Annotated in this window: 23 protein-coding genes and 1 riboswitch; of the genes, 4 read left to right on the top strand and 19 right to left on the bottom strand. The window is 68.0% G+C overall.

Features of this window, described 5'->3' with window-relative positions:
- Nucleotides 1–19 precede the first annotated feature (19 nt).
- The 15 genes from hisG to WS54_RS14855 form a co-directional block, all read right to left on the bottom strand.
- Entirely contained in the window at nt 20–673 is a 654-nt protein-coding gene (gene hisG, locus WS54_RS14925; protein ID WP_034209773.1) for an ATP phosphoribosyltransferase, read from the bottom strand.
- Complete coding sequence (murA, locus tag WS54_RS14920; protein WP_059780304.1) at nt 670–2,019, bottom strand: UDP-N-acetylglucosamine 1-carboxyvinyltransferase; 1,350 nt, start codon at nt 2,017–2,019, stop codon at nt 670–672. The genes hisG and murA overlap by 4 nt, the downstream gene beginning before the upstream one ends.
- A 14-nt stretch (nt 2,020–2,033) precedes the next feature.
- A complete protein-coding gene (locus WS54_RS14915; protein ID WP_006477131.1) occupies nt 2,034–2,273 on the bottom strand; it encodes a BolA family protein in 240 nt (79 codons plus the stop codon).
- A 55-nt stretch (nt 2,274–2,328) separates the two neighbouring features.
- A complete protein-coding gene (locus tag WS54_RS14910) occupies nt 2,329–3,150 on the bottom strand; it encodes an ABC transporter permease (protein ID WP_236872790.1) in 822 nt (273 codons plus the stop codon).
- Nucleotides 3,147–4,073, bottom strand: a complete 927-nt coding sequence (locus WS54_RS14905; protein WP_034209771.1) for an ABC transporter ATP-binding protein — start codon at nt 4,071–4,073, stop codon at nt 3,147–3,149. Before WS54_RS14905 ends, WS54_RS14910 begins: the two co-directional genes overlap by 4 nt.
- A gap of 191 nt (nt 4,074–4,264) precedes the next feature.
- Nucleotides 4,265–4,540, bottom strand: a complete 276-nt coding sequence (locus WS54_RS14900) for an STAS domain-containing protein (RefSeq protein WP_059780305.1) — start codon at nt 4,538–4,540, stop codon at nt 4,265–4,267.
- Nucleotides 4,537–5,166 (bottom strand): MlaC/ttg2D family ABC transporter substrate-binding protein, encoded by a 630-nt coding sequence (locus tag WS54_RS14895; protein ID WP_034209874.1) that lies wholly within the window; start codon nt 5,164–5,166, stop codon nt 4,537–4,539. The genes WS54_RS14900 and WS54_RS14895 overlap by 4 nt, the downstream gene beginning before the upstream one ends.
- A 111-nt stretch (nt 5,167–5,277) precedes the next feature.
- The gene (locus tag WS54_RS14890) at nt 5,278–6,240 is read right to left on the bottom strand and encodes an MlaA family lipoprotein (RefSeq protein WP_034209769.1); all 963 of its coding nucleotides are present in this window, start codon (nt 6,238–6,240) and stop codon (nt 5,278–5,280) included.
- Nucleotides 6,241–6,270: 30 nt separating this feature from the next.
- Nucleotides 6,271–6,840 carry an outer membrane lipid asymmetry maintenance protein MlaD gene (gene mlaD, locus WS54_RS14885; RefSeq protein WP_059780306.1) on the bottom strand — a complete coding sequence of 190 codons (570 nt, stop codon included), beginning with the start codon at nt 6,838–6,840 and terminating at the stop codon, nt 6,271–6,273.
- Nucleotides 6,841–6,864: 24 nt separating this feature from the next.
- Nucleotides 6,865–7,632, bottom strand: coding sequence for a lipid asymmetry maintenance ABC transporter permease subunit MlaE (gene mlaE / locus WS54_RS14880; RefSeq protein WP_034209767.1), 768 nt, complete (start codon nt 7,630–7,632; stop codon nt 6,865–6,867).
- Nucleotides 7,629–8,450, bottom strand: a complete 822-nt coding sequence (locus WS54_RS14875) for an ABC transporter ATP-binding protein (RefSeq protein ID WP_006477138.1) — start codon at nt 8,448–8,450, stop codon at nt 7,629–7,631. Before WS54_RS14875 ends, mlaE begins: the two co-directional genes overlap by 4 nt.
- An 84-nt stretch (nt 8,451–8,534) precedes the next feature.
- The gene (thiE, locus tag WS54_RS14870; protein ID WP_082725025.1) at nt 8,535–9,659 is read right to left on the bottom strand and encodes a thiamine phosphate synthase; all 1,125 of its coding nucleotides are present in this window, start codon (nt 9,657–9,659) and stop codon (nt 8,535–8,537) included.
- Nucleotides 9,656–10,471: a thiazole synthase gene (locus WS54_RS14865; RefSeq protein WP_059780307.1), complete on the bottom strand. Its 816-nt coding sequence runs from the start codon at nt 10,469–10,471 to the stop codon at nt 9,656–9,658. The genes thiE and WS54_RS14865 overlap by 4 nt, the downstream gene beginning before the upstream one ends.
- A 37-nt stretch (nt 10,472–10,508) precedes the next feature.
- Nucleotides 10,509–10,706 (bottom strand): sulfur carrier protein ThiS, encoded by a 198-nt coding sequence (thiS, locus tag WS54_RS14860; RefSeq protein ID WP_006488534.1) that lies wholly within the window; start codon nt 10,704–10,706, stop codon nt 10,509–10,511.
- A 32-nt stretch (nt 10,707–10,738) separates the two neighbouring features.
- Complete coding sequence (locus WS54_RS14855) at nt 10,739–11,875, bottom strand: FAD-dependent oxidoreductase (RefSeq protein WP_059780326.1); 1,137 nt, start codon at nt 11,873–11,875, stop codon at nt 10,739–10,741.
- 218 nt (nt 11,876–12,093) lie between these two features.
- A riboswitch (TPP riboswitch) is annotated at nt 12,094–12,217 on the bottom strand.
- Nucleotides 12,218–12,487: 270 nt separating this feature from the next.
- Here WS54_RS14855 and WS54_RS14850 point away from each other — a divergent pair.
- From WS54_RS14850 to WS54_RS14835, 4 genes are all read left to right on the top strand, one after another.
- Nucleotides 12,488–14,257, top strand: a complete 1,770-nt coding sequence (locus WS54_RS14850; protein WP_059780308.1) for an ABC transporter ATP-binding protein/permease — start codon at nt 12,488–12,490, stop codon at nt 14,255–14,257.
- The gene (locus WS54_RS14845) at nt 14,254–15,030 is read left to right on the top strand and encodes an SDR family NAD(P)-dependent oxidoreductase (protein WP_059780309.1); all 777 of its coding nucleotides are present in this window, start codon (nt 14,254–14,256) and stop codon (nt 15,028–15,030) included. Before WS54_RS14850 ends, WS54_RS14845 begins: the two co-directional genes overlap by 4 nt.
- A 213-nt stretch (nt 15,031–15,243) precedes the next feature.
- Nucleotides 15,244–16,506, top strand: coding sequence for an MFS transporter (locus WS54_RS14840; protein WP_059780310.1), 1,263 nt, complete (start codon nt 15,244–15,246; stop codon nt 16,504–16,506).
- Nucleotides 16,507–16,531: 25 nt separating this feature from the next.
- Entirely contained in the window at nt 16,532–17,920 is a 1,389-nt protein-coding gene (locus WS54_RS14835) for a D-amino acid dehydrogenase (protein ID WP_059780311.1), read from the top strand.
- A gap of 105 nt (nt 17,921–18,025) precedes the next feature.
- Here the strand turns inward: WS54_RS14835 and thpR are convergent, their stop codons facing one another.
- The 4 genes from thpR to WS54_RS14805 all read right to left on the bottom strand — a co-directional run bounded on the left by thpR (nt 18,026) and on the right by WS54_RS14805 (nt 26,927).
- Nucleotides 18,026–18,592 carry an RNA 2',3'-cyclic phosphodiesterase gene (gene thpR / locus WS54_RS14830; protein ID WP_059780312.1) on the bottom strand — a complete coding sequence of 189 codons (567 nt, stop codon included), beginning with the start codon at nt 18,590–18,592 and terminating at the stop codon, nt 18,026–18,028.
- Nucleotides 18,589–20,079, bottom strand: coding sequence for an alanine/glycine:cation symporter family protein (locus tag WS54_RS14825; RefSeq protein ID WP_059780313.1), 1,491 nt, complete (start codon nt 20,077–20,079; stop codon nt 18,589–18,591). The genes thpR and WS54_RS14825 overlap by 4 nt, the downstream gene beginning before the upstream one ends.
- 592 nt (nt 20,080–20,671) lie before the next feature.
- Complete coding sequence (locus WS54_RS14810; protein WP_059780314.1) at nt 20,672–22,138, bottom strand: glutamate synthase subunit beta; 1,467 nt, start codon at nt 22,136–22,138, stop codon at nt 20,672–20,674.
- Nucleotides 22,139–22,223: 85 nt separating this feature from the next.
- Nucleotides 22,224–26,927 (bottom strand): glutamate synthase-related protein, encoded by a 4,704-nt coding sequence (locus tag WS54_RS14805; RefSeq protein ID WP_059780315.1) that lies wholly within the window; start codon nt 26,925–26,927, stop codon nt 22,224–22,226.
- Nucleotides 26,928–26,953 lie beyond the last annotated feature (26 nt).

Here is a 26,953-nt window from a genome sequence, read left to right as displayed (position 1 = left end):
TTCCGTTACGGTGATGCGCTCAACCGCCATTCTGCGACGCGCGTTCGAACGCGTCGAGGATCGGCTTGAGCGCCGCGCGCTTCAGCTTCAGCGCGGCCTGGTTCACGACGAGGCGCGACGAGATCGCCATGATCTCCTCGACCTCGACCAGATTGTTCGCCTTCAGCGTGCCGCCCGAGCTGACGAGGTCGACGATCGCATCGGCCAGCCCGACCAGCGGCGCCAGCTCCATCGAGCCGTACAGCTTGATCAGGTCGACGTGCACGCCCTTCGCGGCAAAGTGTTCGCGCGCCGTTTCGACGTATTTGGTCGCGACCCGCAGGCGCGCGCCCTGGCGCACCGCGTTCGCGTAGTCGAAACCGGCCGGCACGGCCACCGACATCCGGCAGCGCGCAATGTTCAGATCGATCGGCTGGTACAGGCCCGAGCCGCCGTGCTCGACCAGCACGTCCTTGCCGGCCACGCCGAAATCGGCCGCGCCGTATTCGACGTAGGTCGGCACGTCGCTCGCGCGCACGATGATCACGCGCAGGTTCGGATCGGTCGTCGGCAGGATCAGCTTGCGCGACGTTTCCGGATCCTCGGCCACCTGCACGCCGGCGGCGGCCAGCAACGGCAGGGTTTCCTCGAAAATCCGGCCCTTCGACAGGGCGAGGGTCAGCGGCGCGCTCATGCTTGGCTCCCGGAAAGGCGGCGCACGTTCGCGCCGACGGCGGTCAGTTTGGTTTCCATGCGGTCGTAGCCGCGGTCCAGGTGATAGATGCGGTCGACGAGCGTTTCGCCGTCGGCGCGCAGCCCGGCGATCACGAGGCTCGCCGACGCACGCAGGTCGGTCGCCATCACGTTCGCGCCCGACAGCTTCTCGACACCCGTCACGAGCGCCGTGTTGCCGTCGATCGTGATGTTCGCGCCGAGCCGGTTCAGCTCCTGCACATGCATGAAGCGGTTCTCGAAAATGGTTTCGACGACCTGCGCGGTGCCCGTCGCGACCGTATTGAGGGCCATGAACTGCGCCTGCATGTCGGTCGGGAATGCCGGGTATTCCGACGTGCGGATCGTCACCGCCGACGGGCGGCGGTCCATCTTCACGCGCAGCCAGCTGTCACCTTCCTCGATCGACACGCCCGCTTCGCGCAGCTTGTCGATCACCGCGTCGAGGATGTGCGGGCGCACGCCCGTCAGCGTCACGTCGCCGCCGGCCGCCGCGACCGCGCACAGGAACGTGCCGGCCTCGATGCGGTCGGGGATCACCGAATGGCGCGCGCCGTGCAGCCGCTCGACGCCCTGGATCACGAGGCGGTCGGTGCCGATGCCGTCGATTTTCGCGCCCATCGCGACCAGCAAGTGTGCGAGATCGCTCACTTCCGGCTCGCGGGCGGCGTTTTCGATCACCGTCTCGCCGTCGGCGAGCGTCGCCGCCATCAGCAGGTTTTCGGTCCCCGTCACCGTGATCATGTCGGTGACGATGCGCGCGCCCTTCAGGCGCTTCGCGCGCGCTTCGATGAAGCCGTGCTCGATGCTGATCTCGGCGCCCATCGCCTGCAGGCCCTTGATGTGCTGGTCGACCGGCCGCGCGCCGATCGCGCAGCCGCCCGGCAGCGACACCTTCGCCTCGCCGAAGCGCGCGAGCAGCGGCCCGAGCACGAGGATCGACGCGCGCATCGTCTTCACGAGCTCGTACGGTGCGACGAGGTTGTCGACGCGCGACGCGTCGAGCTGCACGCGGCAGCCGTCGGTCTCGCTCTTCACGCCCATCTGGTTCAGCACCTTCAGCGTGGTGCGCACGTCCTTCAGGTTCGGCACGTTGTCGAGCTCGACCGGCTCGGCGCTGAGCAGCCCCGCGCACAGGATCGGCAACGCCGCGTTCTTCGCGCCCGACACGACGATCTCGCCGGACAGCCGGCGACCGCCTTCGATCACCAGCTTGTCCATCCCCTGTCCCTGCGATTCCCCGTTGGCGGCCGGGTGTGCCGTGGCGACGCTCTGGACGGCGTCGCGCTCGTTGGCGGTGACTTGCACTCAGTGATTTCCGTTTATGCGTTCTGCCATTCGGCGGGCGTCAGCGTCTTCATGCTGAGCGCGTGAATTTCCTGCTTCATGCGATCGCCGAGCGCCGCATAGACGAGCTGGTGCCGCTGGATCGGCCGCTTGCCTTCGAAGGCCGCCGACACGATCGTCGCGAAGAAATGCTGGCCGTCGCCTTCGACTTCCAGATGCGTGCAGGCGAGACCGCCGGCGATGTATTGCTTGACCTGTTCGGGAGTCGGCAACATGGTGTAAGGCTCCTGTCGGCGCGCGCCGCCCAAGGGCGGCCGCGGCCTGTCGATATCAATGACGCAGTTTGTAGCCGGTCGCGAGCAGCCGCATCGCGATCAGCGCGAGCAGCACGAAGAAACCGGTGACGATCGCGAGGCTTGCGAACGGGTTGATGTCGGACGCGCCGAAGAACCCGAAACGGAAGCCGTCGATCATGTAGAAAAACGGGTTGAGACGCGACACTTCACGCCACACGGGCGGCAGCGAGTGCGTCGAATAGAACACGCCGGACAGAAACGTCAGCGGCATGATCAGGAAGTTCTGGAACGCGGCGAGCTGGTCGAACTTCTCGGCCCAGATCCCGGCGATCAGGCCGAGCGTGCCGAGGATCGCCGAGCCGAGCAGCGCGAACGCAATGATGAACAGCGGCGCCGCGAAGTGCATCGGGATAAACCAGATCGTCACGACGAACACGCCCGCGCCGACCGCGAGCCCGCGCACGACGGACGCGAGCACGTACGCGCCGAAGATGTCGCGATACGACAGCGGCGGCAGCAGCATGAACACGAGGTTGCCGGTGATCTTCGACTGGATCAGCGACGACGAGCTGTTCGCGAACGCGTTCTGCAGCACGCTCATCATCACGAGGCCCGGCACGAGAAAGCTCACGTATTCGACACCGGGATAGACCTCGACGCGGCCCGACAGCGCATGGCCGAAGATCGTCAGATACAGCAGCGCGGTGACGATCGGCGCGAGCACCGTCTGGAACGACACCTTCCAGAAACGCAGCAGTTCCTTGTAGAACAGCGTGCGGAACCCGCTTCCCGGCACGCGCCGGGCCGTCCCCTCGGACGACAGCGAACGCAGTTCGCGTGGGTAGTGTTGATTCATGCCAGACCCTCGATCACCTCGGCCCCGTTCATCACCTGGACGAACACGTCCTCGAGGTCGGCCTTGCGGACCTCGATCTCGTCGAACGTGCAGCCCGCCGCGCGGCATTGCGCGAGGATGCGTTCGACCTCGTCGTAACTCGCGAGGCGCAGCAGGTGCTCGCCCGGCGCGCGCGCGGCCGGGTCGGTTTCCAGTCCGCGCAGCTCGGCCGGCAGCGCGCCCGTCGCGAACCGCAGGTACAGCTGCAGGCCCGCGAAGCGGCGCAGCAGCGCGTCGGTGCGGTCGAGCGCGACGACTTCGCCGCGGCGCAGCATCGCGATGCGGTCGCACAGCGACTCGGCTTCCTCGAGGTAATGGGTGGTCAGCACGATCGTGTGACCCTCGCGATTCAGGCGCGAGATGAATTTCCACAGCGTCTGGCGCAATTCGACGTCGACGCCGGCGGTCGGCTCGTCGAGCACGATCACGGGCGGCCGGTGCACGAGCGCCTGCGCGACGAGCACGCGGCGCTTCATCCCGCCCGACAGCGCGCGCATGTTCGCGTCGGCTTTCTCGGTGAGATCGAGATTGGCCATCACTTCATCGATCCAGTCGTCGTTGCGGCGCAGCCCGAAATAGCCGGACTGGATCCGCAGCGTCTCGCGAACGGTGAAGAACGGGTCGAAAACGAGCTCCTGCGGAACGACGCCGAGTGCGCGGCGCGCGCTGCGGAAGTCCTGGACGACGTCGTGACCGAGCACCGAGATACTGCCTTCGTCGGCCCGGGCGAGCCCGGCGAGGATGCTGATGAGCGTGGTCTTGCCTGCGCCGTTGGGGCCGAGCAGACCGAAAAACTCGCCTTCCTCGACCGACAGGCTGACGCCCTTGAGCGCCTGAAGCGACTTGTAGCGCTTCTTGACGTGACGGATTTCTATGGCTGACATGACTGTGCGCGACGCCAGGGCCGCGACGCCTATTCTGTGCTTGCTGCGAAAGAAAATGGGGGCCGGACGCCGATTGGCTGCCCCGCAAAACGCTTGATTATAGGGCAAACCGGCTGGGGGAGCCGGCGCCGGCGGCGCGCGGCCTGAAGCGTGCGCGCGCCGGCTGGCGCGGCAGGCTTCGGTCGGACAGGTCAATGTCGCCCGGTGCCGTCGATGAGCGCGTCGACGCCGTAGGCACGCGCGAGGCTGGCGAGCTGCGGAGGGAGATTGAGGATGTCGAGGGTTGCGCCGCGCGCTTTGGCGGCACGTTGCCATGCGAGCAGCACGGCGAGCGCGGACGAGTCGAACTGCGTCAGCGCCGCGCAATCGACGGCGGTCGCGCCGGCGCCGATGCGCGCTAGACCGTCCGCGAGCGCGGACTTCGCGCTCGCGACGGTCAGCGAGGAACCGGCTGCGAAGCCGCTCACGACGCTTGCTTGCCCGCGGCAAGTTCCTGGTTGCGCTGCGACAGGAACTTGATCAGGCCGTCCACGCCGCTTTGCTGGATCTTCTCGTTGAACTGTTGCTGGTACGTCTGGATCAGCCATGCGCCGAGCACGTTCAGGTCATACACCTTCCAGCCGTTCGCCGTCTTGTACAGGCGATAGTCGATCTGGACCGGCTGACCGTTGTTCATCGCGACCGTCTTGACCACGACGTCGGTATCGGCCGGATCGGCGCGGAACGGCGGGTACTGGATCTGCTGGTCCGGCTTCAGTTGGGCGAGCGCACCCGAATACGTGCGGATCAGCAGCAGCTTGAACTGCTCTTGAACCTGCTGCTGCTGCTCGGCCGTCGCCGTGCGCCAGTTGCGGCCCATCGCCAGCTGCGTGGTGCGGCGGAAATCGGTGTACGGCAGGATGTCCTTGTTGACGATCGTGATGATGCGGTTGGTGTCGCCCTGCTTGATCGTCTGCTGCTTGACTTCGTCGAGCACCTGCTGCGTCGCCGTCTTGATCAGCGCCTGCGGGTTCGACTGGTCGACTTGCGCGTGAGCTGCGCTGCCGAACGAGAACAGCGCCGCGAAAACGGGGATCAGGAACAGTTTTTTCATCATAGTGGCCTGCATGAATGAGTCGATGCGAAGGTTGGAGCAGGTAGCTTACGCGCAAGTTCGCATACGCTACCGACTGAATCGTTTCCGGCTGTAACGAATGTAAATCCGTCAGTGCAGCCGGATGCTCGGGAACCGGAACCCGCCCGGCGACGGCGGCGCCACCTGCATGGCCGGCACGTTCGTTTCGCTCGCCGGGTTGGGTGCTTCGGCCGCACCCGACGCCGGCGCAGCAACCGCCGCGCCCGATGCGCCCGCCGGCGCGGCGCCGCCCACCGCGGCCGCGCCCGCCGTACCGGCCGCGCCGGCTGCCGCCGGCGCCGCACCGTCGTCCGGCAGGTCGTACTTCGGCAGCGCGTCGTTGCTCGACGTCGTGGCGGCTTCGCCGCGCGCGTTGTTGATCAGCATCTGGCGACGCTGCAGGTACGCATTGCGTACGAACGAATACTTGTCGAGCGCCGCGGCATCGAGCACGTCGCCCGCGCCCAGCAGGTTCGCACGCGTGTTGACCAGGTTCACGCCGAACAGGCCCCAGCTCAGGCCGTCCGGTTTCACGTAGGTGAGCGGGTTGCCGACGTAGTCGACGCCCAGGCCGGCCGTGTCGCGCAGCGTGCTCGGGCCGAGCAGCGGCAGCACGAGGTACGGACCCGACGGCATGCCGTAGCGGCCCATCGTGATCCCGAAGTCGGCCGTGTGCTTCGGCAGCTTCGCGATCGTCGCGACGTCGAACAGGCCGCCGACGCCGAACACCGTGTTGATCACGACGCGCATGATGTCGCCGACGCCGTCCGCGATCCGCAGCTGCACGATGTTGTTCGCCGCGATGTAGACGTCGCCGATGTTCGAGAAGAAGTTCGTCACGCTGTCGCGCACCGGCTGCGGCACCACGTACTGGTAGCCCTTCGCGACCGGCTTCAGCGCGTACGTATCGACCGTGTCGTTGAACTTGTACATCGTCCGGTTGAAGCCTTCGAGCGGATCGCCCTTGGTCGGCGTCTGCACGGTCGCGCAGCCGCTCAACGCGGCGACTGCCGCTACCGCCAGCGCGGCGTGCCTGATGCGGATCGTGTGCATGTCATTACCCTCTTGTTTTCTCTCGTGTGGTTATTGGCCGGCCGAGCCGGACACCGCCGACGCCGGCACCGCCACCGGCGCCGGCGCGGCGGGAGCGGCCGGAGCAGCCGATGCGCCGGCTGCCGGCTTCGCACCGCCCGCATCGGCTGCCTTGCTGTACAGGAACTGGCCGATCAGGTTCTCGAGCACGATCGCCGACTGCGTCATCGTGATCGTGTCGCCGGCCTTCAGCATTTCGGTGTCGCCGCCCGGATCGAGGCCGATATATTGCTCGCCGAGCAGGCCCGAGGTCAGGATCTTCGCCGACGAATCCTTCGGGAACGGGTATTGGCCGTCGATGTCGATCGTGACGAGCGCCTGGTAGGTGTTCGTGTCGAAGCCGATCGACTTCACGCGGCCGACCACGACGCCGGCGCTCTTCACGGCCGCGCGCGGCTTCAACCCGCCGATATTGTCGAATTTCATCCTCACCGAGTAGGTCGGCTGAAACGACAGCGAGCTCATGTTGCCGACCTTCAGCGCCAGGAACAGCACCGCAAGGAAGCCCACCACCACGAACAGGCCGACCCAGAAGTCGAGAGCAGTCTTTTTCATCGTCATCCCAAAATTTGGCTTGGCTGAGGCTTAGCTGAACATCAGCGCGGTCAGCAGGAAATCGAGGCCGAGTACGGCGAGCGACGCGAACACGACCGTCTTGGTGGTCGCGCGCGACACGCCTTCGGGCGTGGGCTTCGCTTCATACCCCTGAAACAGTGCAATGAAGGTCACGGCGAAGCCGAACACGATGCTTTTCAGCACGCCGTTGCCGACGTCGGCCCAGACCTGGACGCCGCCCTGCATCTGCGACCAGAACGCGCCCGGATCGACGCCGATCAGCACGACGCCGACGAAGTAGCCGCCGAGCACGCCGACCGCGTTGAAGATCGCGGCGAGCAGCGGCATCGCGATGATGCCCGCCCACATGCGCGGCGCGATCACGTTCTTGATCGGGTCGACGGCCATCATCTCGAGCGCGGTGAGCTGCTCGCCGGCCTTCATCAGGCCGATCTCGGCCGTGAGCGACGTGCCCGCGCGGCCCGCGAACAGCAGCGCGGTGACGACGGGCCCGAGCTCGCGCACGAGCGACAGCGCGACCAGCAGGCCAAGCGCCTGCTCGGACCCGTAGCGGTTCAGCGTGTAATACCCCTGCAGGCCGAGCACGAAGCCGACGAACAGCCCCGACACGGCGATGATCACGAACGAATAGTTGCCGAGGAAGTGGATCTGCTTCGTGACCAGCCGCGGCCGACGCAGCAGCGGGAAGAATTCCAGCACGAGGCGCACGAACAGGCGCGTGCCGTAGCCCGCCCGCTCGAGGCCGCCGATGACGTAACGTCCGATCGCGCTGATCATGCGCGCCCTCCGCCGAGCCCGAAATCCGCCGCCAGCGGCGGGCTCGTGTAGTGAAATTTGAACGGGCCGTCCGGCGCGCCGTCGATGAATTGCCGCACGCTCGGATCGGTCGACGCGCGCAGCTCGTCGGGCGTACCCTGCGCGAGCACGCCGCCATTGGCCAGAAAATACACGTAGTCGGCGATCGCGAACGATTCCGGCACGTCGTGCGTGACGAGGATCGACGTCGCGCCGAGCGCCTGGTTCAGCGTGCGGATCAGGTTGGCGGTGATGCCGAGCGAGATCGGATCGAGGCCCGCGAACGGCTCGTCGTACATGATGAGCTGCGGATCGAGCGCGATCGCGCGCGCCAGCGCGATGCGGCGCGCCATCCCGCCCGACACCTCGGACGGCATCAGGTCGCGCGCGCCGCGCAGCCCGACCGCGTTCAGCTTCATCAGCACCAGATCGCGGATCAGGTCTTCGGGCAGGTCGGTATGCTCGCGCAGCGCGAACGCGACGTTCTCGAACACCGACATGTCGGTGAACAGCGCGCCGAACTGGAACAGCATGCCCATCTTGCGGCGCAGCGCATACAGGCCGTCGCGCGTTTGCGCGCCGACGTCGGCGCCGTCGAACAGCACCTGGCCGCGGCGCGCACGCACGAGGCCGCCGATCAGGCGCAGCACGGTGGTCTTGCCGCAACCCGAGCCGCCCATGACCGCGACGACCTGCCCACGCCCGAAGCGCAGGTTCAGGTTGGACAGGACGAGGCGATCGCCGTAGCCGAAGTCGACGTCGCGAAGTTCCAGCAGGGTCTCGGTAGGAGTGGGGCTCACGGAGCTGACAGTCCTTTTACGCAGAACGCCGAATTATAGGGCCTGCATTGGAATGATGTCGTGACGCCGTTCCGGACCCCGCGGTCAATGATTGTCAAATTGTCCGGCAAAGCACTTCTGCAGTGCAATAAGCGCCGTCCGATAGTCGGCCGCGCCCGTGACCGCGCTGACCACGGCGACGCTGCCGACGCCCGTCGCCAGCACGGCCGGCAGCGTGTCGATCCCCACCCCGCCGATCGCGACGAGCGGCGCCCGCGCGCCCGCGAGGCGCGCGTAGCGGGCGATACGCGCGAGACCCTGCGGCGGCGCGGCGACCGCCTTGGTCGCGGTCGCGTACACGGGGCCGAGCGCGAGGTAGCTCGGCCGCTCGTGCAGTGCCCGCAATATCTCGTAGTAACCGTGGCTCGAAAGTCCGAGCCGCAGGCCCGCGCGCGCGATCGCGGCCAGATCGGCCGTTTCGAGGTCCTCCTGGCCGAGATGTACGCCGTACGCCCCCTCTTCTACGGCGATCTGCCAGTGATCGTTGATGAACACGCGCGCATCGGGATAACGGCGCCCGGCCGCGACCGCGCGCGATATTTCGCGGCGCAGCGCGTCCGGCGTCGCGTCTTTCACGCGCAATTGCACGGTTCGCGCGCCGCCGTCGAGCACGCGCTCGACCCATTCGGCGCTCGGCACGACCGGATAGAGGCCGAGCTGCGCGGGGCACGCCGCGAACGCGGGCGCCGGCGCCGGCGGCAGCCCGGCGACGCGCGGGAATTGCACGGCGTCGACCGGCCATGCGTCGGCGGCGCGCGTCTCGTCGCCGTCGCGCCACGCCAGCGCGAGCACCAGCGCGTCGACCGGCGCGAAGCCGCAATCGAGGAACGCGGCGAGCGCCGCGATCCAGTCGTCCGCGAGCGGATGCGCGGCGTCGAACGCGTAGCGCACGCCGGCCGCATGCAGCACGGCGCCCTGCTCGTCGAATTCGACCGCCACCGCCGCCGGCGACGCCGGCCGCGATACGGCCGATGCACGCGCCTGCGCGGCGCGATCGCCGGCCGACACGATCAGCACGTCGCCGTCGGCCGGCACGTCGGGCGCCGCCACGCAGAGCCGCCACGGCGCCGCGCCGTCCGGCCAGTCGCCGAGCCGCGCACGGATGCGCTCGGCCGCTTCGGCCAGTTCGTCGGCCGGCGGCCAGAACGCATCGGCGAAGCGCGCGCTCATGCGCCGCCCCCGTCCTGGTGCCAGAACGGCATCCCGACGACCGGCGTGCTTGCGTGCGCGGTTTCGCGCGCGTCCATCGGACCGGCGAGATACGCGGCGCGGCCGGCCTCGACGCCCTGCGCAAACGCACGCGCCATGATCTCCGGGTGCGTGGCCTGCGAGACGGCCGTATTCAGCAGCACGCCGTCGAAACCCCACTCCATCACCTGGCACGCGTGCGACGGCACGCCGAGCCCCGCGTCGACGATCAGCGGCACGTCCGGCAGCCGCTCGCGCAGCACGCGCAGGCCGTACGGATTCACGACGCCCTTGCCGGTGCCGATCGGCGCGCCCCACGGCATCAGCGCCTCGCAGCCGACGTCGAGCAGGCGCCGGCCGATCACGAGATCCTCGGTGCAGTACGGCAGCACCTTGAAGCCGTCCTTGATCAGTTGCGCGGCGGCTTCGATCAGTCCGACCGGGTCGGGTTGCAGCGTGTAGTCGTCGCCGATCAGTTCGAGCTTGATCCAGCCGGTGTCGAATACCTCGCGCGCCATGTGCGCGGTCGTCACGGCTTCGGCGACGGTCTGGCAACCGGCCGTGTTCGGCAGCAGCGGCACCGCGTGGCGCTTGAGCAGATCGAAGAAGCCGGCTTCGGCCGTGCCGCCCGTCATCTGGCGGCGCAGCGCGACCGTCACCATCCCGGGGCGCGACGCGGCGATCGAATCGGACAGCGACTGCAGCGACGGATAGCGCGACGTGCCGAGCAGCACGCGGCTGGCGAAAGTGGCGCCGTATAGCGTGAGCGCGTCGGCGGAGGTGTGGGACGTCATGTCGTTTTCCTGGAAGAGCGGGGCGAAACGGCGGCGCTCAGCCGCCTGCGACGGGGTGCACGACGTCGAGCCTGTCGCCCGCCGCGAGTGCGCGCGCCGCATGCTGCGTGCGCGCGACGAAGTTGCCGTTCAGCGCCACCGCGTACGGCGGACGCGCGCCGTACGCGGCAAGCGCGTCGGCCACCGTCGCGCCGTCGGGCAACGTCAGGGTCTGTTGATTGATCTGGATATCCATGAGGCTGGGTCGGATTCGGTCGGCGGCGCGCGTCAGGCCGGCTGGCGCGCGTCGTTGCGGTGATGAAGCAGCGTCGGCCAGCGTGCGGCGTCGCGCCATGCGGCGAACGCGTCGGCATCGCCGAGCGAGCCGCCGAGCGCGGCCTGCGCGAACGCGACGGCCGCCTGCGCGACTTCCGGCGCGATCATGAAACCGTGCCGGTACAGGCCGTTGACGGCGAGCGTCGATGCGCCGTCCCAGATCAGCGCCGGGCGATGATCGGGCAGCGTCGGCCGGCACTGCGCGTTGAGTTCGAGAATGCGTGCCTCGCCGAACGCCGGATGCACGGAAAACGCCGCGCTCAGCAGTTCGAGCGCGGAGCGCACGCTGACGGGCGACATGTCCTCGCCCTCCACCTCGGTCGCGCCGATCACGTAGAGATCGTCCTGCTTCGGCGCGATGTACAGCGGGTAACGCGGATGCAGCAACCGCACGGGCCGGGTGAGCCCGATGCCCGGCGCATGCACGCGCGCGACTTCGCCGCGGATGCCGCGCAGCGCGGGCAGCGCGGATTTCGCGCCGAGCCCGCGGCAATCGATCGTGACATGCGCGGCAGGCCGGTTCGCGTCGTCGACCGACGCGTGCCAGTGCAGCGCGACGCCGCGCTCGGCGAGGCCCGCGGCGAGCGCGCGCAGCGCCTGGCGGTTGTCGAGCTGCCCTTCGCGCGGCAGCATCAGCCCGCGCGCGAAGCGGTCCGCGAGCGCGGGTTCGGCCGCGTCGACCTGCGCGCCGGCGAGCGTCATGAAGCCGCCGTCGAACAGCTCGGCCGGCGCGTTCGCGCGGACGCGCCGCTCGAACAGCGGCGCCTCCGCGCGGTCCGCGTGATGCCAGACGACGAGCGTGCCGCGATGCTGGAAAAAGACGGGTTCGGGCAGTTCCGCGAGCCACTGCGGCCAGCGCGCGAGCGATGCGACGCCGAGCTCGGTGATCAGCCGTTCCGCGCTCGCCGCTTCCGCGAGCGGCGCGAGCATCGCGGCCGCGATCCACGCGGCCGACTGCTCGCCGTCCGGGCCGCCGCGCTCGTAGAGCGCGACGCGATGCCCGTCGCCCGCGAGCCGCCACGCGATCAGGCGGCCGACGAGGCCGCCGCCGAGCACCGCGAAATCGGGCCGTGCATCGCGGACGTTCATCGCGCGCCCTCCGCGCGGCCACGCGCGGCGGACGCCGACGCGCCGCCGCATGCGAACGCACGCGACATCGGGCCGGGAACCATGCAAAAAACTGAGGATTGTGCGGTCATCATTCCTTCCGTAACGCGCAATGCGCGTACCCAAAGGACGAAACCGGCAGCAAAGGCCGGCCGGGCGGGACTCGGGCGCTGACCATGTGGGATGGCGGCCAGCGCGGCCCGGCGGGATCAGAAACTTCCCTCGCCGGTATTACCCGGATCGGGTGCGAAGGGTCTTTCTCAGCCTCGCCGCGCTGCCCGGAACATCTGCCGGCCGCGCCACGAAGCACCCCTGTTTCGTCGTCGGTCATTAGACCATAAAAGCGGAAAGCGCCGCAAACTGTCCCCCTTGCGGCAAATTCGCCGGCGCGCCGCGCCGCTCTGGCACAATGCCCGCAGGCCGGCCGCGCGAGCGGCCGGTTGCCGCGTCACCGCCGGTTTTTAAGTGCCGTTTAAGACGCACGGGCGACCATCCGGACGCCCGCCGTCAGTCGGCGCCGCGCCCCGGCATGCCGTATCGCGGCGCGCGCCCGGTTTCGCCCGGCCCGCGCGCCGGCTCATCATCAGGAAGCACATGACCCAATCGATCGATCCCGTCCGCTCCGCCTCCGACGCGCCGCAGGACGAGCGCCCGGTATCCGCATGGAGCCTCATCAAGCCCTACTGGGTATCGTCCGAATGGAAAATCGCGTGGGGGCTGCTGGTCACGATCATCGCGATCAACCTCTGCGTGGTCTGGATCAACGTCCGGCTGAACAAGTGGAACGCGCAGTTCTACAACGCGCTGCAGTCGAAGGACGTCCACGACTTCCCGAATCTGCTGATGCAGTTCTCCGCGCTCGCCTTCGGGTTCATCATCCTCGCCGTGTACGGCCGCTACCTGCGGCAGATGCTCGGCTTTCGCTGGCGCCAGTGGCTCACCGACCGCTTTCTCGGCCAGTGGCTCGGCGATCGCGCGTTCTACCGGATCGAGCGCGACCGCCTCGCGGACAACCCCGACCAGCGGATCACCGACGACCTCCAGTCGTTCGCGACCACGACGCTCGCGCTGTCGCTCGACCTGCTGTCGACGGTCGTCACGCTCGTGTCGTTCATCACGATCCTGTGGTCGCTCGCCGGCGCGCTGACGTTCACGCTCGGCGCGACGCCGATCGCGATTCCCGGCTACATGGTGTGGGCGGCCGCGCTGTACGCGGTGGTCGGCTCGCTGATCATCCAGAAGGTCGGCCATCCGCTCGTGTCGATCAACTACCAGCAGCAGCGCGTCGAGGCCGATTTCCGCTTCGGGCTGATCCGCGTGCGCGAGAACGCCGAGCAGATCGCGTTCTACGACGGCGAAAAGACCGAGACCGGCAACGCGCAGACGCTTTTCATGCGTATCCGCGACAACTGGTGGCGCGTGATGAAGTACACGAAGCGGCTCACGTTCGTGCTGAGCTTCTACGGTCAGATCGCGATCATCTTCCCGCTCGTCGTCGCCGCACCGCGCTACTTTGCGGGCGCGTTCTCGTTCGGCGTGCTGATGCAGATATCGTCCGCGTTCGGCACCGTCAGCGATTCGTTCTCGTGGTTCATCAACAGCTACTCGACCCTCGTCGAATGGCGCGCCACCGTCAACCGTCTGCGTGAATTCAAGCGCGTGATGGGCACGTCGCACCTGAAGGAAAGCCTGTCGCCCGCGACCGAGCGCGGCGGCATCAACCTGCACTACATCGACGCGGCGAAGCTGTCCACGTCGTCGCTCAAGCTCGCGCTGCCGAACGGCAACGCACTCGCGAACATCGGCGACGTCACGATCGAACCCGGCTCGCGCTGGCTCGTGGTCGGCAAGTCCGGATCCGGCAAGAGCACGTTCATGCGTGCGCTCACGGGCCTGTGGCCGTTCGGCGACGGCGCGATCGATGCGCCGGTCGGCGCGCGGATGATGTTCGTGCCGCAGACGAGCTATTTGCCGATCGGCACGCTGAAGGCCGCGCTCACCTACCCGGCGACGCCCGACACGTTCAGCGACGAAGCGTGCCGCGATGCGCTGCGCGCGTGCCGCCTCGAGGATTACGTCGAGCGCCTCGACGAAACCGCGCACTGGACCCGCGTGCTGTCGCCCGGCGAGCAACAGCGCCTGGCCGGCGCCCGCGTGCTGCTGCACAAGCCCGACTTCCTGTTCCTCGACGAAGCGACCAGCGCGCTCGACGCCGACAACGAAGCCCGCCTCTATCACCTGTTCGCCGAACGGCTGCCGAAGGCCGCGATCGTCAGCATCGCGCACCGCGAATCGCTGGCCGCGTTCCACGGCGGCACGATCAACGTCGAGCGCGCGAACAGCGACGACAAGGTCGCCGCGTGAGCGCACGCGCCGCGCACATCGCGCGGATCGCGCTGATCACCGGCGCAGGTTCGGGGATCGGCGCGGCGCTCGCGCGTCGACTCGCGGCGCCCGGCGTCGCGCTGGCGCTGCATGCGCGCGGCGCGGACCCGGCAGCCCGCGCACGCGTCGCCGACGTCGCCGACCGATGTACGGCAGCGGGCGCGCAATGCGTGACGCTCACCGGCGATCTCGCCGAAGCGGGCGTCGCCGCCGCGCTCGTCGACGCCACTGCCGCCCGCTTCGGCGGGCTCGACCAACTCGTCGCGAACGCCGGCTTCGCCGCGCGGCAACCCTTTTCCGACCTCTGCGCGGACGCGCTCGCATCCGCCTTCGCGACGATGCCCGGCGCGTTCTCCGCACTCGCGGCCCGCGCTCGGCCGCTGCTCGAAGCGTCGACGGCGCCGCGCATCGTCGCGGTCAGCTCGTTCGTCGCGCACCGCTATCGGGCGGACGCCCCGTTCGCGGCGACCGCGGCCGCGAAAGCCGCGCTCGAATCGCTGGTGCGCTCGGCGGCCGCCGAGTTCGCCGCGTGCGGCATCACCGTCAATGCGGTCGCGCCCGGCTTCACGCGCAAGGACCACGGCCCGAGCGCGGACAATGCGGCCGCTTGGGCCCGCGCCGAACAGGCGACGCCGCTCGGCCGGATCGCCGAACCCGACGACGTCGCCGCGCTGATCGCGTTCCTGCTGTCGGACGCGGCGCGGCAGATCACCGGCCAGGTCATCCATGTGGACGGCGGCCTGACGCTCTGACGCGAGCGCGTGCCGGCCGTGCCGGCGCGCAGGTCGCCGCCGGCGCCCGCATGGCGCTCACGCACGATCGAGCGTCGCTCCTGGCCGAACGCCCATCCCCGCGCCGCCGCGCAAGCACCCGCACGCACGTTTTTGGCGCCCTTCATCCCGCCCGTAAAATAGTCGCCGTACGGCAGCGCGATACGAGAGACGACACAAGAGGGGGCGGCACGCATGCAGGCATTCCAGTGGTTCAACGAATTGTCGACGCGCGAGCGCCGGACGCTGTACGCCGGATTCGGCGGCTATGCGGTCGATGCGTTCGACTTCATGATCTATTCGTTCCTGATTCCGACGCTGATCGCCACCTGGGGCATGACGAAAAGCGAAGCCGGGATGATCGCGACGAGTTCGCTGATCTCGTCGGCGATCGGCGGCTGGGTCGCCGGCATCCTCGCCGACCGCTTCGGCCGCGTGCGCGTGCTGCAGTGGACGATCGCGACGTTCGCGCTGTTCACGTGCCTGTCCGGTTTCACACATTCGTTCTGGCAGCTCCTGGCGACGCGCACGCTGCAGGGCTTCGGCTTCGGCGGCGAATGGTCGGTCGTGACGATCATGATGGCCGAGACGATCCGCTCGCCCGAGCACCGCGCGAAGGCCGTCGGCACCGTGCAGAGCAGCTGGTCGTTCGGCTGGGGCGCGGCCGCGATCCTGTACTGGGCGTTCTTCGCGCTGCTGCCCGAGCAGCTCGCGTGGCGCGCGTGCTTCTGGATCGGCATCGCGCCCGCGCTGTGGATCCTGTACATCCGCCGCAACGTCAGCGATCCCGACATCTACACGGCCACGCGCCGCGCCCGCGACGAAGGCCGCGTGTCGGGCCACTTCCTCGAGATCTTCGCGCCGGCGCACCTGCGCGCGACGCTGTTCGGCAGCGCGCTGTGCACCGGCATGCTCGGCGGCTACTACGCGATCACGACGTGGCTGCCCACCTACCTGAAAACCGTGCGCCACCTGTCGGTGTTCAACACGAGCGGCTATCTCGTCGTGCTGATCGTCGGCTCGTTCGTCGGCTACGTGGTCGGCGCGATCCTGTCCGACCGGCTCGGCCGCCGCGCGTCGTTCATCCTGTTCGCGATCGGCTCGTTCTCGCTCGGCATGGCGTACACGATGCTGCCGATCACCGATACCGCGATGCTGCTGCTCGGCTTCCCGCTCGGCATCGTCGTGCAGGGCATCTTCGCGGGCGTCGGCGCGTATCTGTCGGAGCTGTATCCGGGCGCGATCCGCGGCTCGGGCCAGGGCTTCTGCTACAACCTCGGCCGCGGGCTCGGCTCGTTCTTCCCGATCCTGGTCGGATCGCTGTCGCAGTCGATGTCGCTCGTGAAGGCGATCGGCCTCGTCGCGGGCGGCGGCTACCTGCTGGTGATCGTCGCCGCGCTCGTGCTGCCGGAAACGCGCGGCAAGTCGCTCGCCGACGATCCGGCCGTCGCATCGTAAGCACCCTGCCCGTTCGGGAACCCGCATGCACGTGATCGTTCTCGGCGCCGGCGTGATCGGCGTCACCACTGCCTGGCACCTGCGCGAAGCAGGCTGCGACGTCACCGTGATCGAACGCGAGGCCGATGTCGCGCAAGCGACGAGCCTCGGCAACGCGGGCGTGATCGCGCCCGGCTACGTGACGCCGTGGGCCGCGCCCGGGATGCCCGGCAAGATCCTCAAATACCTGTTCAAGCCCGCGTCGCCGCTGATCTTCCGGCCGACGCTCGATGCCGCGCAGTGGCGCTGGATCGCGCGCTGGCTACGCGAATGCGAGTTCGAGCGGTTCCGCGTGAACAAGCAGCGGATGCAGCGCATCGCGTATTACAGCCGCGCGTGCCTGCATGCGTTTCGCGAGCGTCATCCGTTCGACTATGGTGCGAGCCGCGGCTACCTGCAGTTGCTGCGCGGCGCATTCGACGTCGAGATGGTGCAGCCGGCGCTGAAGGTGCTGCGCGACGCCGGCATCGCGTTTCGCGAACTCGACGCCGCCGGCTGCACCGCGATCGAGCCCGGCTTGCGCTGGGCGCGACAGGCCCCCGTCGGCGGCATCTACCTGCCCGACGACGAAGCCGGCGACTGCGCGCGCTTCACGCGCGAACTGCGGGCGCTGTGCGAAGCGAACGGCGTGACGTTCCGATTCCACACCGCGATTCGTGCGCTCGACGTCGCGGGCGGCAAGGTGCGCGGCGTGCGGGTACGGGCGGCCGGAACGGATGGCCGCTCTCCGTACGACGAAAGCGCGAACATCGACACCGCGGGCACCGGCTTGCGTGGCGGGAGGCCGCTCAGCCGCCCGGCGCCGGGCCGCGCCGGATCGACCGGAGCCCCGCCGCGCGACATGCTGCTTGCGGCCGACGCGATCGTGGTCGCGCTCGGCGTCGACAGTGCCGCCCTGCTGCGGCCGCACGGCATCGACGTGCCGCTGTATCCGGTGAAAGGCTACTCGGCGACGCTCGCGGTCGTCGACGACGAAAAGGCGCCGCGCGCCGCGCTGATGGACGAATCGCTGAAGACCGCGATCACGCGCTTCGGCCCGACGCTGCGCGTCGCGGGCACCGCGGAACTCGGCAACCGGCACGCGGCGCTGCGGCAGCAGGCGCTCGATACGCTGATGAAGGTGCTCGACGACTGGTTTCCGCACGCGGCCGAGCGCGCATCCGCGCGCTTCTGGGTCGGCCGCCGCCCGATGACGCCCGACGGGCCGCCGCTGCTGGGGGCGAGCCGCATCGACGGACTGTGGCTGAACGTCGGTCACGGGTCGACCGGCTGGGCGATGTCGATGGGATCGGGGAAGGTGCTGGCGGATCTCGTCACGGGGCGGGAACCGGAGATCGATTTGTCGGGGCTGACGCTCGCGCGCTACGAGCGCTAGGCAGGACGCCGGGCGACGTGCGCGGCACGATGCAGAGCGGCACGTCGGCATCCGAAACGATCGGGAGGGCAGCCTTCAACGATTCGCCGGACGCGCCGGGACCGCTCAACGCACCGCCGCGTCGTCCGCCCGCGCAATCGGCACCGACACGATCGGCCGGTGCGACACGCCTTCGTGCGACAACCGGCTTTCGAACAGCGTGAGCGCGTCGAACCGCAGTGCGACGGCACGCCCCACCGCACCGCCGTGCGCCGGCTGGCCGACCGCGTCGTGCGGCAACCGCGCGAGCGTCACGTGCGGGCGGAACGGCCGCCGATCGGCCGGCACGCCGAGCTCGCGCAGCAGCGCCGCGAGCCCTGCATTCAGCGCGACGCAAGCGGCGTCGGCCGCGAGTTCCGCAACGATCAGTCTCGCGCGCGGCGGGCTCGGCCACCACGCGATCCGCTCGACCGGCAACGACGGCAACGCGTGCGCGGCCGCGAGCGCGGGCAGATGCGCGGCCAGCGCGTCGCACCGCTCCCGCTCGATCGCGCCGACGAACGCGAGCGTCACGTGCAGTTGCGCGGGCAGCGTGCGCCGCGCGCCACGGGTGACCGGCAACGCGTGCAGCGCGTCGCGCGACGCCGTATCGGGCATCAGCGCGACGAACGCACGGAGCCGGTCGCCGTTCATGACTCGCTCACGGCGGCGCGCGGCGCGTTCGATGCGTCGGCCGACGCCGGACGCTGCGGCAGCGGGCCGTGCTCGCCCCACACGTCGCCGGGCAGCACGTTCGCGAGTTCGGGAATCGTGTTGCGCGTGAACACCGGGTCGGCGACGCCCGCCGCGCGCTGGCGGCGATAGTCGGCCCACGCGGCGTGCGCGTACTTGCCGAGCGCGAGGATCGCGATCAGGTTGATGATCGCCATCAGCCCCATGCTCGTATCGGCCATCGCCCATACGAGCGGCAGTTGCCCGACGCTGCCGAACATCACCATGCCGAGCACCGCGACGCGGAACAGCGGCAGCACGCCGCGCCGCTTCGTGATGAATTCGACGTTGCCTTCCGCATACGCGTAGTTGCCGATCACCGACGAATACGCGAAGAAGAAAATCGCGAATGCCATGTAGATGCCGCCCCAGTCGCCCACGTGGCTCGCGATCGAGCGCTGCGTGAGCGCCGCGCCTTCCATGCCGGCGCCCAGCTCGTACTGGCCAGACAGCAGGATCACGAACGCGGTCGCGCTGCAAATCACGATCGTGTCGACGAACACGCCGAGCATCTGGATCAACCCCTGCACCACCGGATGGCGCGTGCTGGCGGTCGCCGCCGCATTCGGTGCGCTGCCCATGCCGGCCTCGTTCGAGAACAGCCCGCGCTTCACGCCCATCGCGACCGCCTGGCTGACGGCATAGCCCGTCAGCCCGCCCGCGGCCTGCTCGAGGCCGAACGCGCTTTTCACGATCAGCGCGATCACGCCCGGCACCAGCGCGATGTGCGTCGCGACCGCATAGACCGCGAGCGCGAGATAACCGATCGCCATCACGGGCACGATCACCTGCGCGACCGCCGCGATCCGGCGGATGCCGCCGAAGATGATCGGCGCGGTCAGCAGCACGAGCCCGAGACCGACGCTCGCGCGGCTCCAGCCGAACGACGTGTCGAACGCGTCGGCGATCGCATTGGCCTGCACCGCGTTGAACACGAAGCCGAACGCGAGGATCAGCGACAGCGAGAACAGCACGCCGAAGCCGCGCGAGCGCAGGCCCGTCTGGATGTAGTACGCGGGGCCGCCGCGATAACTGCCGTCCGCGTGCGACACCTTGAAGATCTGCGCGAGCGTCGCCTCGACGAACGCGGACGACATCCCGACGAGCGCCGTCATCCACATCCAGAAGATCGCGCCCGGCCCGCCGACCGTCAGCGCGACCGCGACGCCCGCGATGTTGCCGGTGCCGACGCGGCTCGCGAGCCCGGTCGCGAACGCCTGGAACGACGAAATGCTGCCCGGTTCGCCCTTGCTGCCGACCAGCTTGATGCTGAGGAACAGCGCCTTCAGCTGGATCATCCGGAATCGCAACGTGAACCACATGCCCACGCCGAGCAGCAGCGCGATCAGCACGTAATTCCACAACACGCCGTTGACGGCGTCGACCAGCCCTTGCACGAGTGCTTCCATCCAGAGTCCTTGTAAATAGCGTCAGTCATGTGCGACGACCGCGAACGCGGCCCCGAGGGGCGACATGATATGACAGTTTTCAAGGATTATTACAAAACGAAAGAAATTGAGATGATGAAAAATCAAGGCCGGATGTCATCAGGTTAGACGACGCTTCGTGAAAATGCGGCGGTAGCGAGGAGATGACCCTTCCGGTCCAGGCTGTTGGCTGGCGCGTGCGCCTGACGTGAAAATCCGGACGTTGCAGCGGGCACGCGGGCCCGACACGCGATTTGGGACGGGTGCGCTGGCAGGCCTCCGCCGGCGCCGGGCATTCTGCTGCCGGGTTACCTCTCCGGACAGCATCCGGTTCGACGGCGCGCCGCAGTATCACGCATGGAAGCTGGGTGTGTGGGAATTCCCGCTGCGCGTCGACGAAATCCGATATACCGCGATGATCGACTGCAACGAGCAGCTTGCAAGCTACGGACGAACCGTCGATCCGTTGGGCCTCCCGACCAAACAAGCCCACGATCGCCCACCGCTTCGGAAATAAAAAACCGGGCGCCCTCTCGGACGCCCGGCTTTCGTCGAAACCCGCTCGCGCCGATGCTCAGCGCGGCAATTCCGAATGCCCCATCAGATACGCATCGACCGAGCGCGCGCACTGGCGGCCTTCGCGGATCGCCCACACCACGAGCGACTGGCCGCGTCGCATGTCGCCTGCCGCGAACACCTTGTCGACCGACGTGTAGTACGAACGATCGCCTTCGGTCGCCGCACGCGCGTTGCCGCGCGCATCCTTCGCGACGCCGAATGCGTCGAGCACCGGCGCGGCCGGCTGCGTGAAGCCCATCGCGAGCAGCACGAGATCGGCCTTCATTTCGAACTCGGAACCCGGCACTTCCTGCATCTTGCCGTCCTTCCACTCGACACGCACCGCGATCAGCTTCTCGACCTTGCCGTTCTTGCCTTCGAGACGCTTCGTCGCGACCGCCCAGTCGCGCTCGCAGCCTTCCTCGTGCGACGACGACGTGCGCAGCTTGATCGGCCAGTACGGCCACACGAGCGGCTTGTTCTCCTCTTCCGGCGGCTGCGGCAGCAGTTCGAACTGCGTGACCTGCTTCGCGCCGTGACGGTTCGACGTGCCGACGCAGTCCGAACCCGTATCGCCGCCGCCGATCACGATCACGTGCTTGCCCTTCGCGAGCAGTTGGTCGGTAAGCTTGTCGCCGGCGTTCACGCGATTCTGCTGCGGCAGGAAGTCCATCGCGAAATGAACGCCCGCGAGCTCGCGGCCCGGCACCGGCAGGTCGCGCGGCGTTTCCGAACCACCGGCGATCACGACCGCGTCGAATTCTTCCTTCAGCGTGTCCGGCGAAATGGTTTCCTTCGCGAGGCTGCCGATCGACTCGGGCAGCGGATCCTTGCCGATGAACACGCTCGTGCGGAACGTCACGCCTTCCGCTTCCATCTGCCGCATGCGGCGATCGATCAGCCACTTCTCAAGCTTGAAATCGGGGATCCCGTAACGCAGCAGGCCGCCGATGCGGTCGTTCTTCTCGAACACCGTCACGTCGTGGCCGGCCCGTGCGAGCTGCTGCGCGGCCGCGAGCCCCGCGGGGCCCGAACCGACGATCGCGACCTTCTTGCCGGTCTTGTGCTCGGCCGGCAGCGGCTTCACCCAGCCTTCCGCCCAGGCCTTGTCGATGATCGCGTGCTCGATCGACTTGATGCCGACCGGGTCGTCGTTGATCCCGAGCGTACAGGCCGCCTCGCACGGCGCCGGGCAGATGCGGCCCGTGAACTCGGGGAAGTTGTTGGTCGAATGCAGGACTTCGATCGCCTGCTGCCAGTCCTGGCGATAAACGAGATCGTTGAAGTCCGGGATGATGTTGTTGACCGGGCAGCCGTTGTTGCAGAACGGGATGCCGCAATCCATGCAGCGCGCGCCCTGGATCTTCGCGTCCGCGTCGGTCAGCGCCGCGACGAATTCCTTGTAGTGCTTCACGCGCGTGAGCGGTGCTTCGTACGCCTCGTGGCGGCGTTCGAACTCCAGAAAACCGGTTGCCTTGCCCATAAGGTGCTCTTCTGTTCGGTGTATCGGGTGGGGGAGCCGCGCGCGGCAGTCAAGCGCGCGCGGCATTCGCTATGTCGTTCGTCGCTCAGGCGGCCAGCACTTCCTTCGCCGCCTTCTTCGCACCGATCTCGCCCAGCGCGCGCTTGTATTCGTGCGGGAACACCTTCACGAACTGGCGGCGCGCCGCGTCCCAGTTTTCCAGCAGCGACTTCGCGCGCGGCGAACCCGTGAACTGGAAATGACGCTCGACGAGCCCCTTGAGCAGCGCTTCGTCGGTCGTGCCCTCGTGCCAGAGCGCGCGGTCGACCGTGCGCTCCTGCTCGGCCTGCTGCAGCACCGGCTCGAGCGCGACCATCGACTTGTTGCACTTGGCCGCGAACGTGCCTTCCGGATCGTAGATGTACGCGAGACCGCCCGACATGCCGGCCGCGAAGTTGCGCCCGGTCTCGCCGAGCACGACGACCGTGCCGCCCGTCATGTATTCGCAACCGTGATCGCCCGTGCCTTCGACGACCGCCGTCGCACCCGAGTTGCGCACGCAGAAGCGCTCGCCCGCCACGCCGCGGAAGAAGGCTTCGCCTTCGATCGCGCCGTACATCACCGTGTTGCCGCAGATGATGTTTTCCTCGGACTTGCCGCGGAAGTCGTTGGTCGGACGGATGATGATCCGGCCGCCCGACAGCCCCTTGCCGACGTAGTCGTTGCCGTCGCCGACGAGGTCGAGCGTCACGCCCTTCGCGAGGAACGCACCGAAGCTCTGGCCGGCCGTGCCCTTCAGCTGGATGTGCACCGCGTCGTCGGCCAGGCCGTCGTGGCCGTGCTTCTTCGCGATCGCGCCCGACAGCATCGCGCCAACCGTCCGGTTCACGTTGCGCACCGGCTGGATGAACGACACATGCTCGCCGTTCTCGATCGCGGCCTTCGCCTTCTCGATCAGCACGTGGTCGAGCGCGCGCTCGAGGCCGTGATCCTGCACGTCGACGTGACGCCGTGCGACGTCCTCGCATTCTTCCGGCTGGTAGAACACGCGCGAGAAGTCGAGGCCCTTCGCCTTCCAGTGCTCGATGCCCTTGCGCGTATCGAGCAGGTCGGCGCGGCCGATCAGGTCGTCGAACTTCGCGATGCCGAGCTGCGCCATGATTTCGCGCACTTCCTCGGCGACGAAGAAGAAGTAGTTCACGACGTGCTCGGGCTGGCCCTTGAACTTCGCACGCAGCACCGGATCCTGCGTCGCGACGCCGACCGGGCACGTGTTCAGGTGGCACTTGCGCATCATGATGCAGCCTTCGACGACGAGCGGCGCCGTCGCGAAGCCGAATTCGTCCGCGCCGAGCAGCGCGCCGATCACGACGTCGCGGCCCGTCTTCATCTGGCCGTCGGCCTGCACGCGGATGCGGCCGCGCAAGCGGTTCAGCACCAGCGTCTGCTGCGTTTCGGCGAGGCCGAGTTCCCACGGCGTGCCGGCGTGCTTCACCGACGACAGCGGCGACGCGCCCGTGCCGCCGTCGTGGCCGGCGATCACGACGTGGTCGGCCTTAGCCTTCGCGACACCGGCCGCGACCGTGCCCACGCCCACTTCCGACACGAGCTTCACCGAAATGCTCGCCACCGGGTTTACGTTCTTCAGGTCGTGGATCAGTTGCGCCAGATCCTCGATCGAGTAGATGTCGTGGTGCGGCGGCGGCGAGATCAGGCCGACGCCCGGCACCGAGTAACGCAGCTTGCCGATGTAGTCGGACACCTTGTGGCCCGGCAGCTGGCCGCCTTCGCCCGGCTTCGCGCCCTGCGCCATCTTGATCTGGATCTGGTCGGCCGATGCCAGGTACTCGGCGGTGACGCCGAAGCGGCCCGACGCGACCTGCTTGATCTTCGAGCGCAGCGAGTCGCCGTCCTTCAGCGGAATGTCGCTGACGATCTCGTCGCCGATCACCGACTTCAGCGTCTCGCCCGACTTGATCGGAATGCCGCGCAGTTCGTTGCGGTAGCGCTTCTGGTCCTCGCCGCCTTCGCCGGTGTTCGACTTGCCGCCGATCCGGTTCATCGCGACCGCGAGCGTCGCGTGCGCTTCGGTGCTGATCGAACCGAGCGACATCGCGCCCGTCGCGAAACGCTTGACGATCTCCTTCGCCGGCTCGACGTCGTCGATCGGGATCGCCTTGGTCGGCTCGACCTTGAACTCGAACAGGCCGCGGAACGTCATGTGACGCTTGGTCTGGTCGTTGATCAGGTGCGCGTATTCCTTATACGTCTGGTACGAGTTGCTGCGCGTCGCGTGCTGCAGCTTCGCGATCGAATCCGGCGTCCACATGTGGTCTTCGCCGCGCACGCGGTACGCGTACTCGCCGCCCGCGTCGAGCATGTCGCGCAGGACCGGACTGTCGCCGAACGCGTCGCGGTGCAGGCGGATCGCTTCTTCCGCGACTTCGAACAGGCCGATGCCGCCGACCTTCGACGCCGTGCCCTTGAAGTACTTCTCGACGAGGTCGCTCGACAGACCGAGCGCTTCGAAGATCTGCGCGCCGGTGTACGACATGTACGTCGAGATGCCCATCTTCGACATCACCTTCTGCAGGCCCTTGCCGACCGCCTTCGTGAAGTTGTAGACGGCCTTCTCCGGCGACAGGTCGCCCGGCAGGCCTTCGGCCATCTTGGCGAGCGTTTCCATCGCGAGGTACGGGTGCACGGCTTCCGCACCGTAGCCCGCGAGCAGCGCGAAGTGGTGCGTCTCGCGCGCGGAGCCCGTCTCGACGACGAGGCCCGTGCTCGTGCGCAGCCCTTGCTGGACGAGGTGCGTGTGGATCGCCGACGTGGCGAGCAGCGCCGGAATCGCGACGTGCTCGGCGTCGGTCTTGCGGTCCGACACGATCAGGATGTTGTAGCCCGACTTCACCGCGTCGACGGCTTCCGCGCACAGCGACGCGAGGCGCGCCTCGATGCCTTCCTTGCCCCACGCGACCGGGTAGCAGATGTTCAGTTCGTACGCGCTGAACTTGCCGCCCGTGTACTGGTCGATCGCGCGGATCTTCGCGATGTCCTTGAAGTCGAGCACCGGCTGCGACACTTCGAGACGCATCGGCGGGTTGATGTTGTTCGTGTCGAGCAGGTTCGGCTTCGGGCCGATGAACGACACGAGCGACATCACCATGTTCTCGCGGATCGGGTCGATCGGCGGGTTCGTGACCTGCGCGAACAGCTGCTTGAAGTAGTGATAGAGCGTCTTGTTCTTGTTCGACATCACCGCGAGCGGCGAGTCGTTGCCCATCGAGCCGACGGCCTCTTCGCCCTGCTGCGCCATCGGCGCCATCAGGAACTTCAGGTCCTCCTGCGTATAGCCGAACGCCTGCTGGCGATCGAGCAGCGCGGCGCCCGGCGTGCGGCCGGCCGCGACTTCCTCGGCCTTCGGCTCGATCTCGTCGAGCTTGATGCGCACCGCGTCGATCCAGCTCTTGTACGGCTTCGCGTTCGCGAGGTTGTCCTTCAGTTCCTTGTCGTCGATGATGCGGCCGTGTTCCATGTCGATCAGGAACATCTTGCCCGGCTGCAGGCGCCACTTCTTGACGATCTTCGATTCGGGGATCGGCAGCGTGCCGGCTTCCGACGCCATGATGACGAGGTCGTCGTCGGTCACGATGTAGCGCGCGGGGCGCAGCCCGTTGCGGTCGAGCGTCGCGCCGATCTGGCGGCCGTCGGTGAACGCGATCGCGGCCGGGCCGTCCCACGGCTCCATCATCGCGGCGTGGTATTCGTAGAACGCGCGGCGGTTCTCGTCCATCAGCGTGTGCTGTTCCCACGCTTCCGGGATCATCATCATCACCGCGTGCACGAGCGGGTAGCCGGCCATCACCAGCAGTTCGAGACAGTTGTCGAACGAGGCGGTATCCGACTGGCCCGGGTAGATCAGCGGCCACAGCTTCGGCAGATCGTCGGCGAGCACGTGCGACGCGATCGCGCCGGTACGCGCGTTCAGCCAGTTCACGTTGCCCTTCACGGTGTTGATCTCGCCGTTGTGCGCGATCATCCGGTACGGGTGAGCCAGCTCCCACGCCGGGAACGTGTTGGTCGAGAAGCGCTGGTGCACGAGCGCGAGCGCCGACACGACGCGCGGGTCCTGCAGGTCGCGGTAGTACACGCCGACCTGGCCCGCCAGCAGCAGCCCCTTGTAGACGACCGTGCGCGCCGACATCGACGGCACGAAGTATTCCTTGCCGTGCTTGAGCTTCAGCGCCTGGATGCGGTGGCTCGCCGTCTTGCGGATCACGTACAGCTTCCGCTCGAGCGCGTCCGTCACCATGATGTCCTTGCCGCGGCCGATGAAGATCTGGCGGATCAGCGGCTCGCTCGCCTTCACCGTCGGCGAGATCGGCATCGCATGGTCGACCGGCACGTCGCGCCAGCCGAGCACGACCTGGCCTTCGGCCTTCACCGTACGCTCGAGCTCCTGCTCGCACGCGAGACGCGATGCGTTCTCCTTCGGCAGGAAGATCATTCCGACCCCATATTCGCCGGCCGGCGGCAGGTTCACGCCCTGCTTCGCCATTTCCTCGCGATAGAACGCGTCCGGAATCTGGATCAGGATGCCCGCACCGTCGCCCATCAGCGGATCGGCCCCGACCGCGCCGCGGTGATCGAGGTTCTCGAGGATCTTCAGACCCTGCTGAATGATCTCGTGGCTCTTCTTGCCCTTGATGTGAGCGACGAAGCCGACGCCGCAGGCGTCGTGTTCGTTTTGCGGGTCGTACAGACCTTGTGCGGCGGGCACCGCGGCGAGCGGCTGCTGGTGGTCGTTCATGGGGACACCGTCGTAAAGGGGGCCTG

It is taken from the genome of Burkholderia sp. NRF60-BP8 (assembly GCF_001522585.2).
Lineage (GTDB): Bacteria > Pseudomonadota > Gammaproteobacteria > Burkholderiales > Burkholderiaceae > Burkholderia.
The sequence above is the reverse complement of the archived record's forward strand: the minus strand, read 5'-3'. Positions and strand labels throughout refer to the sequence as shown.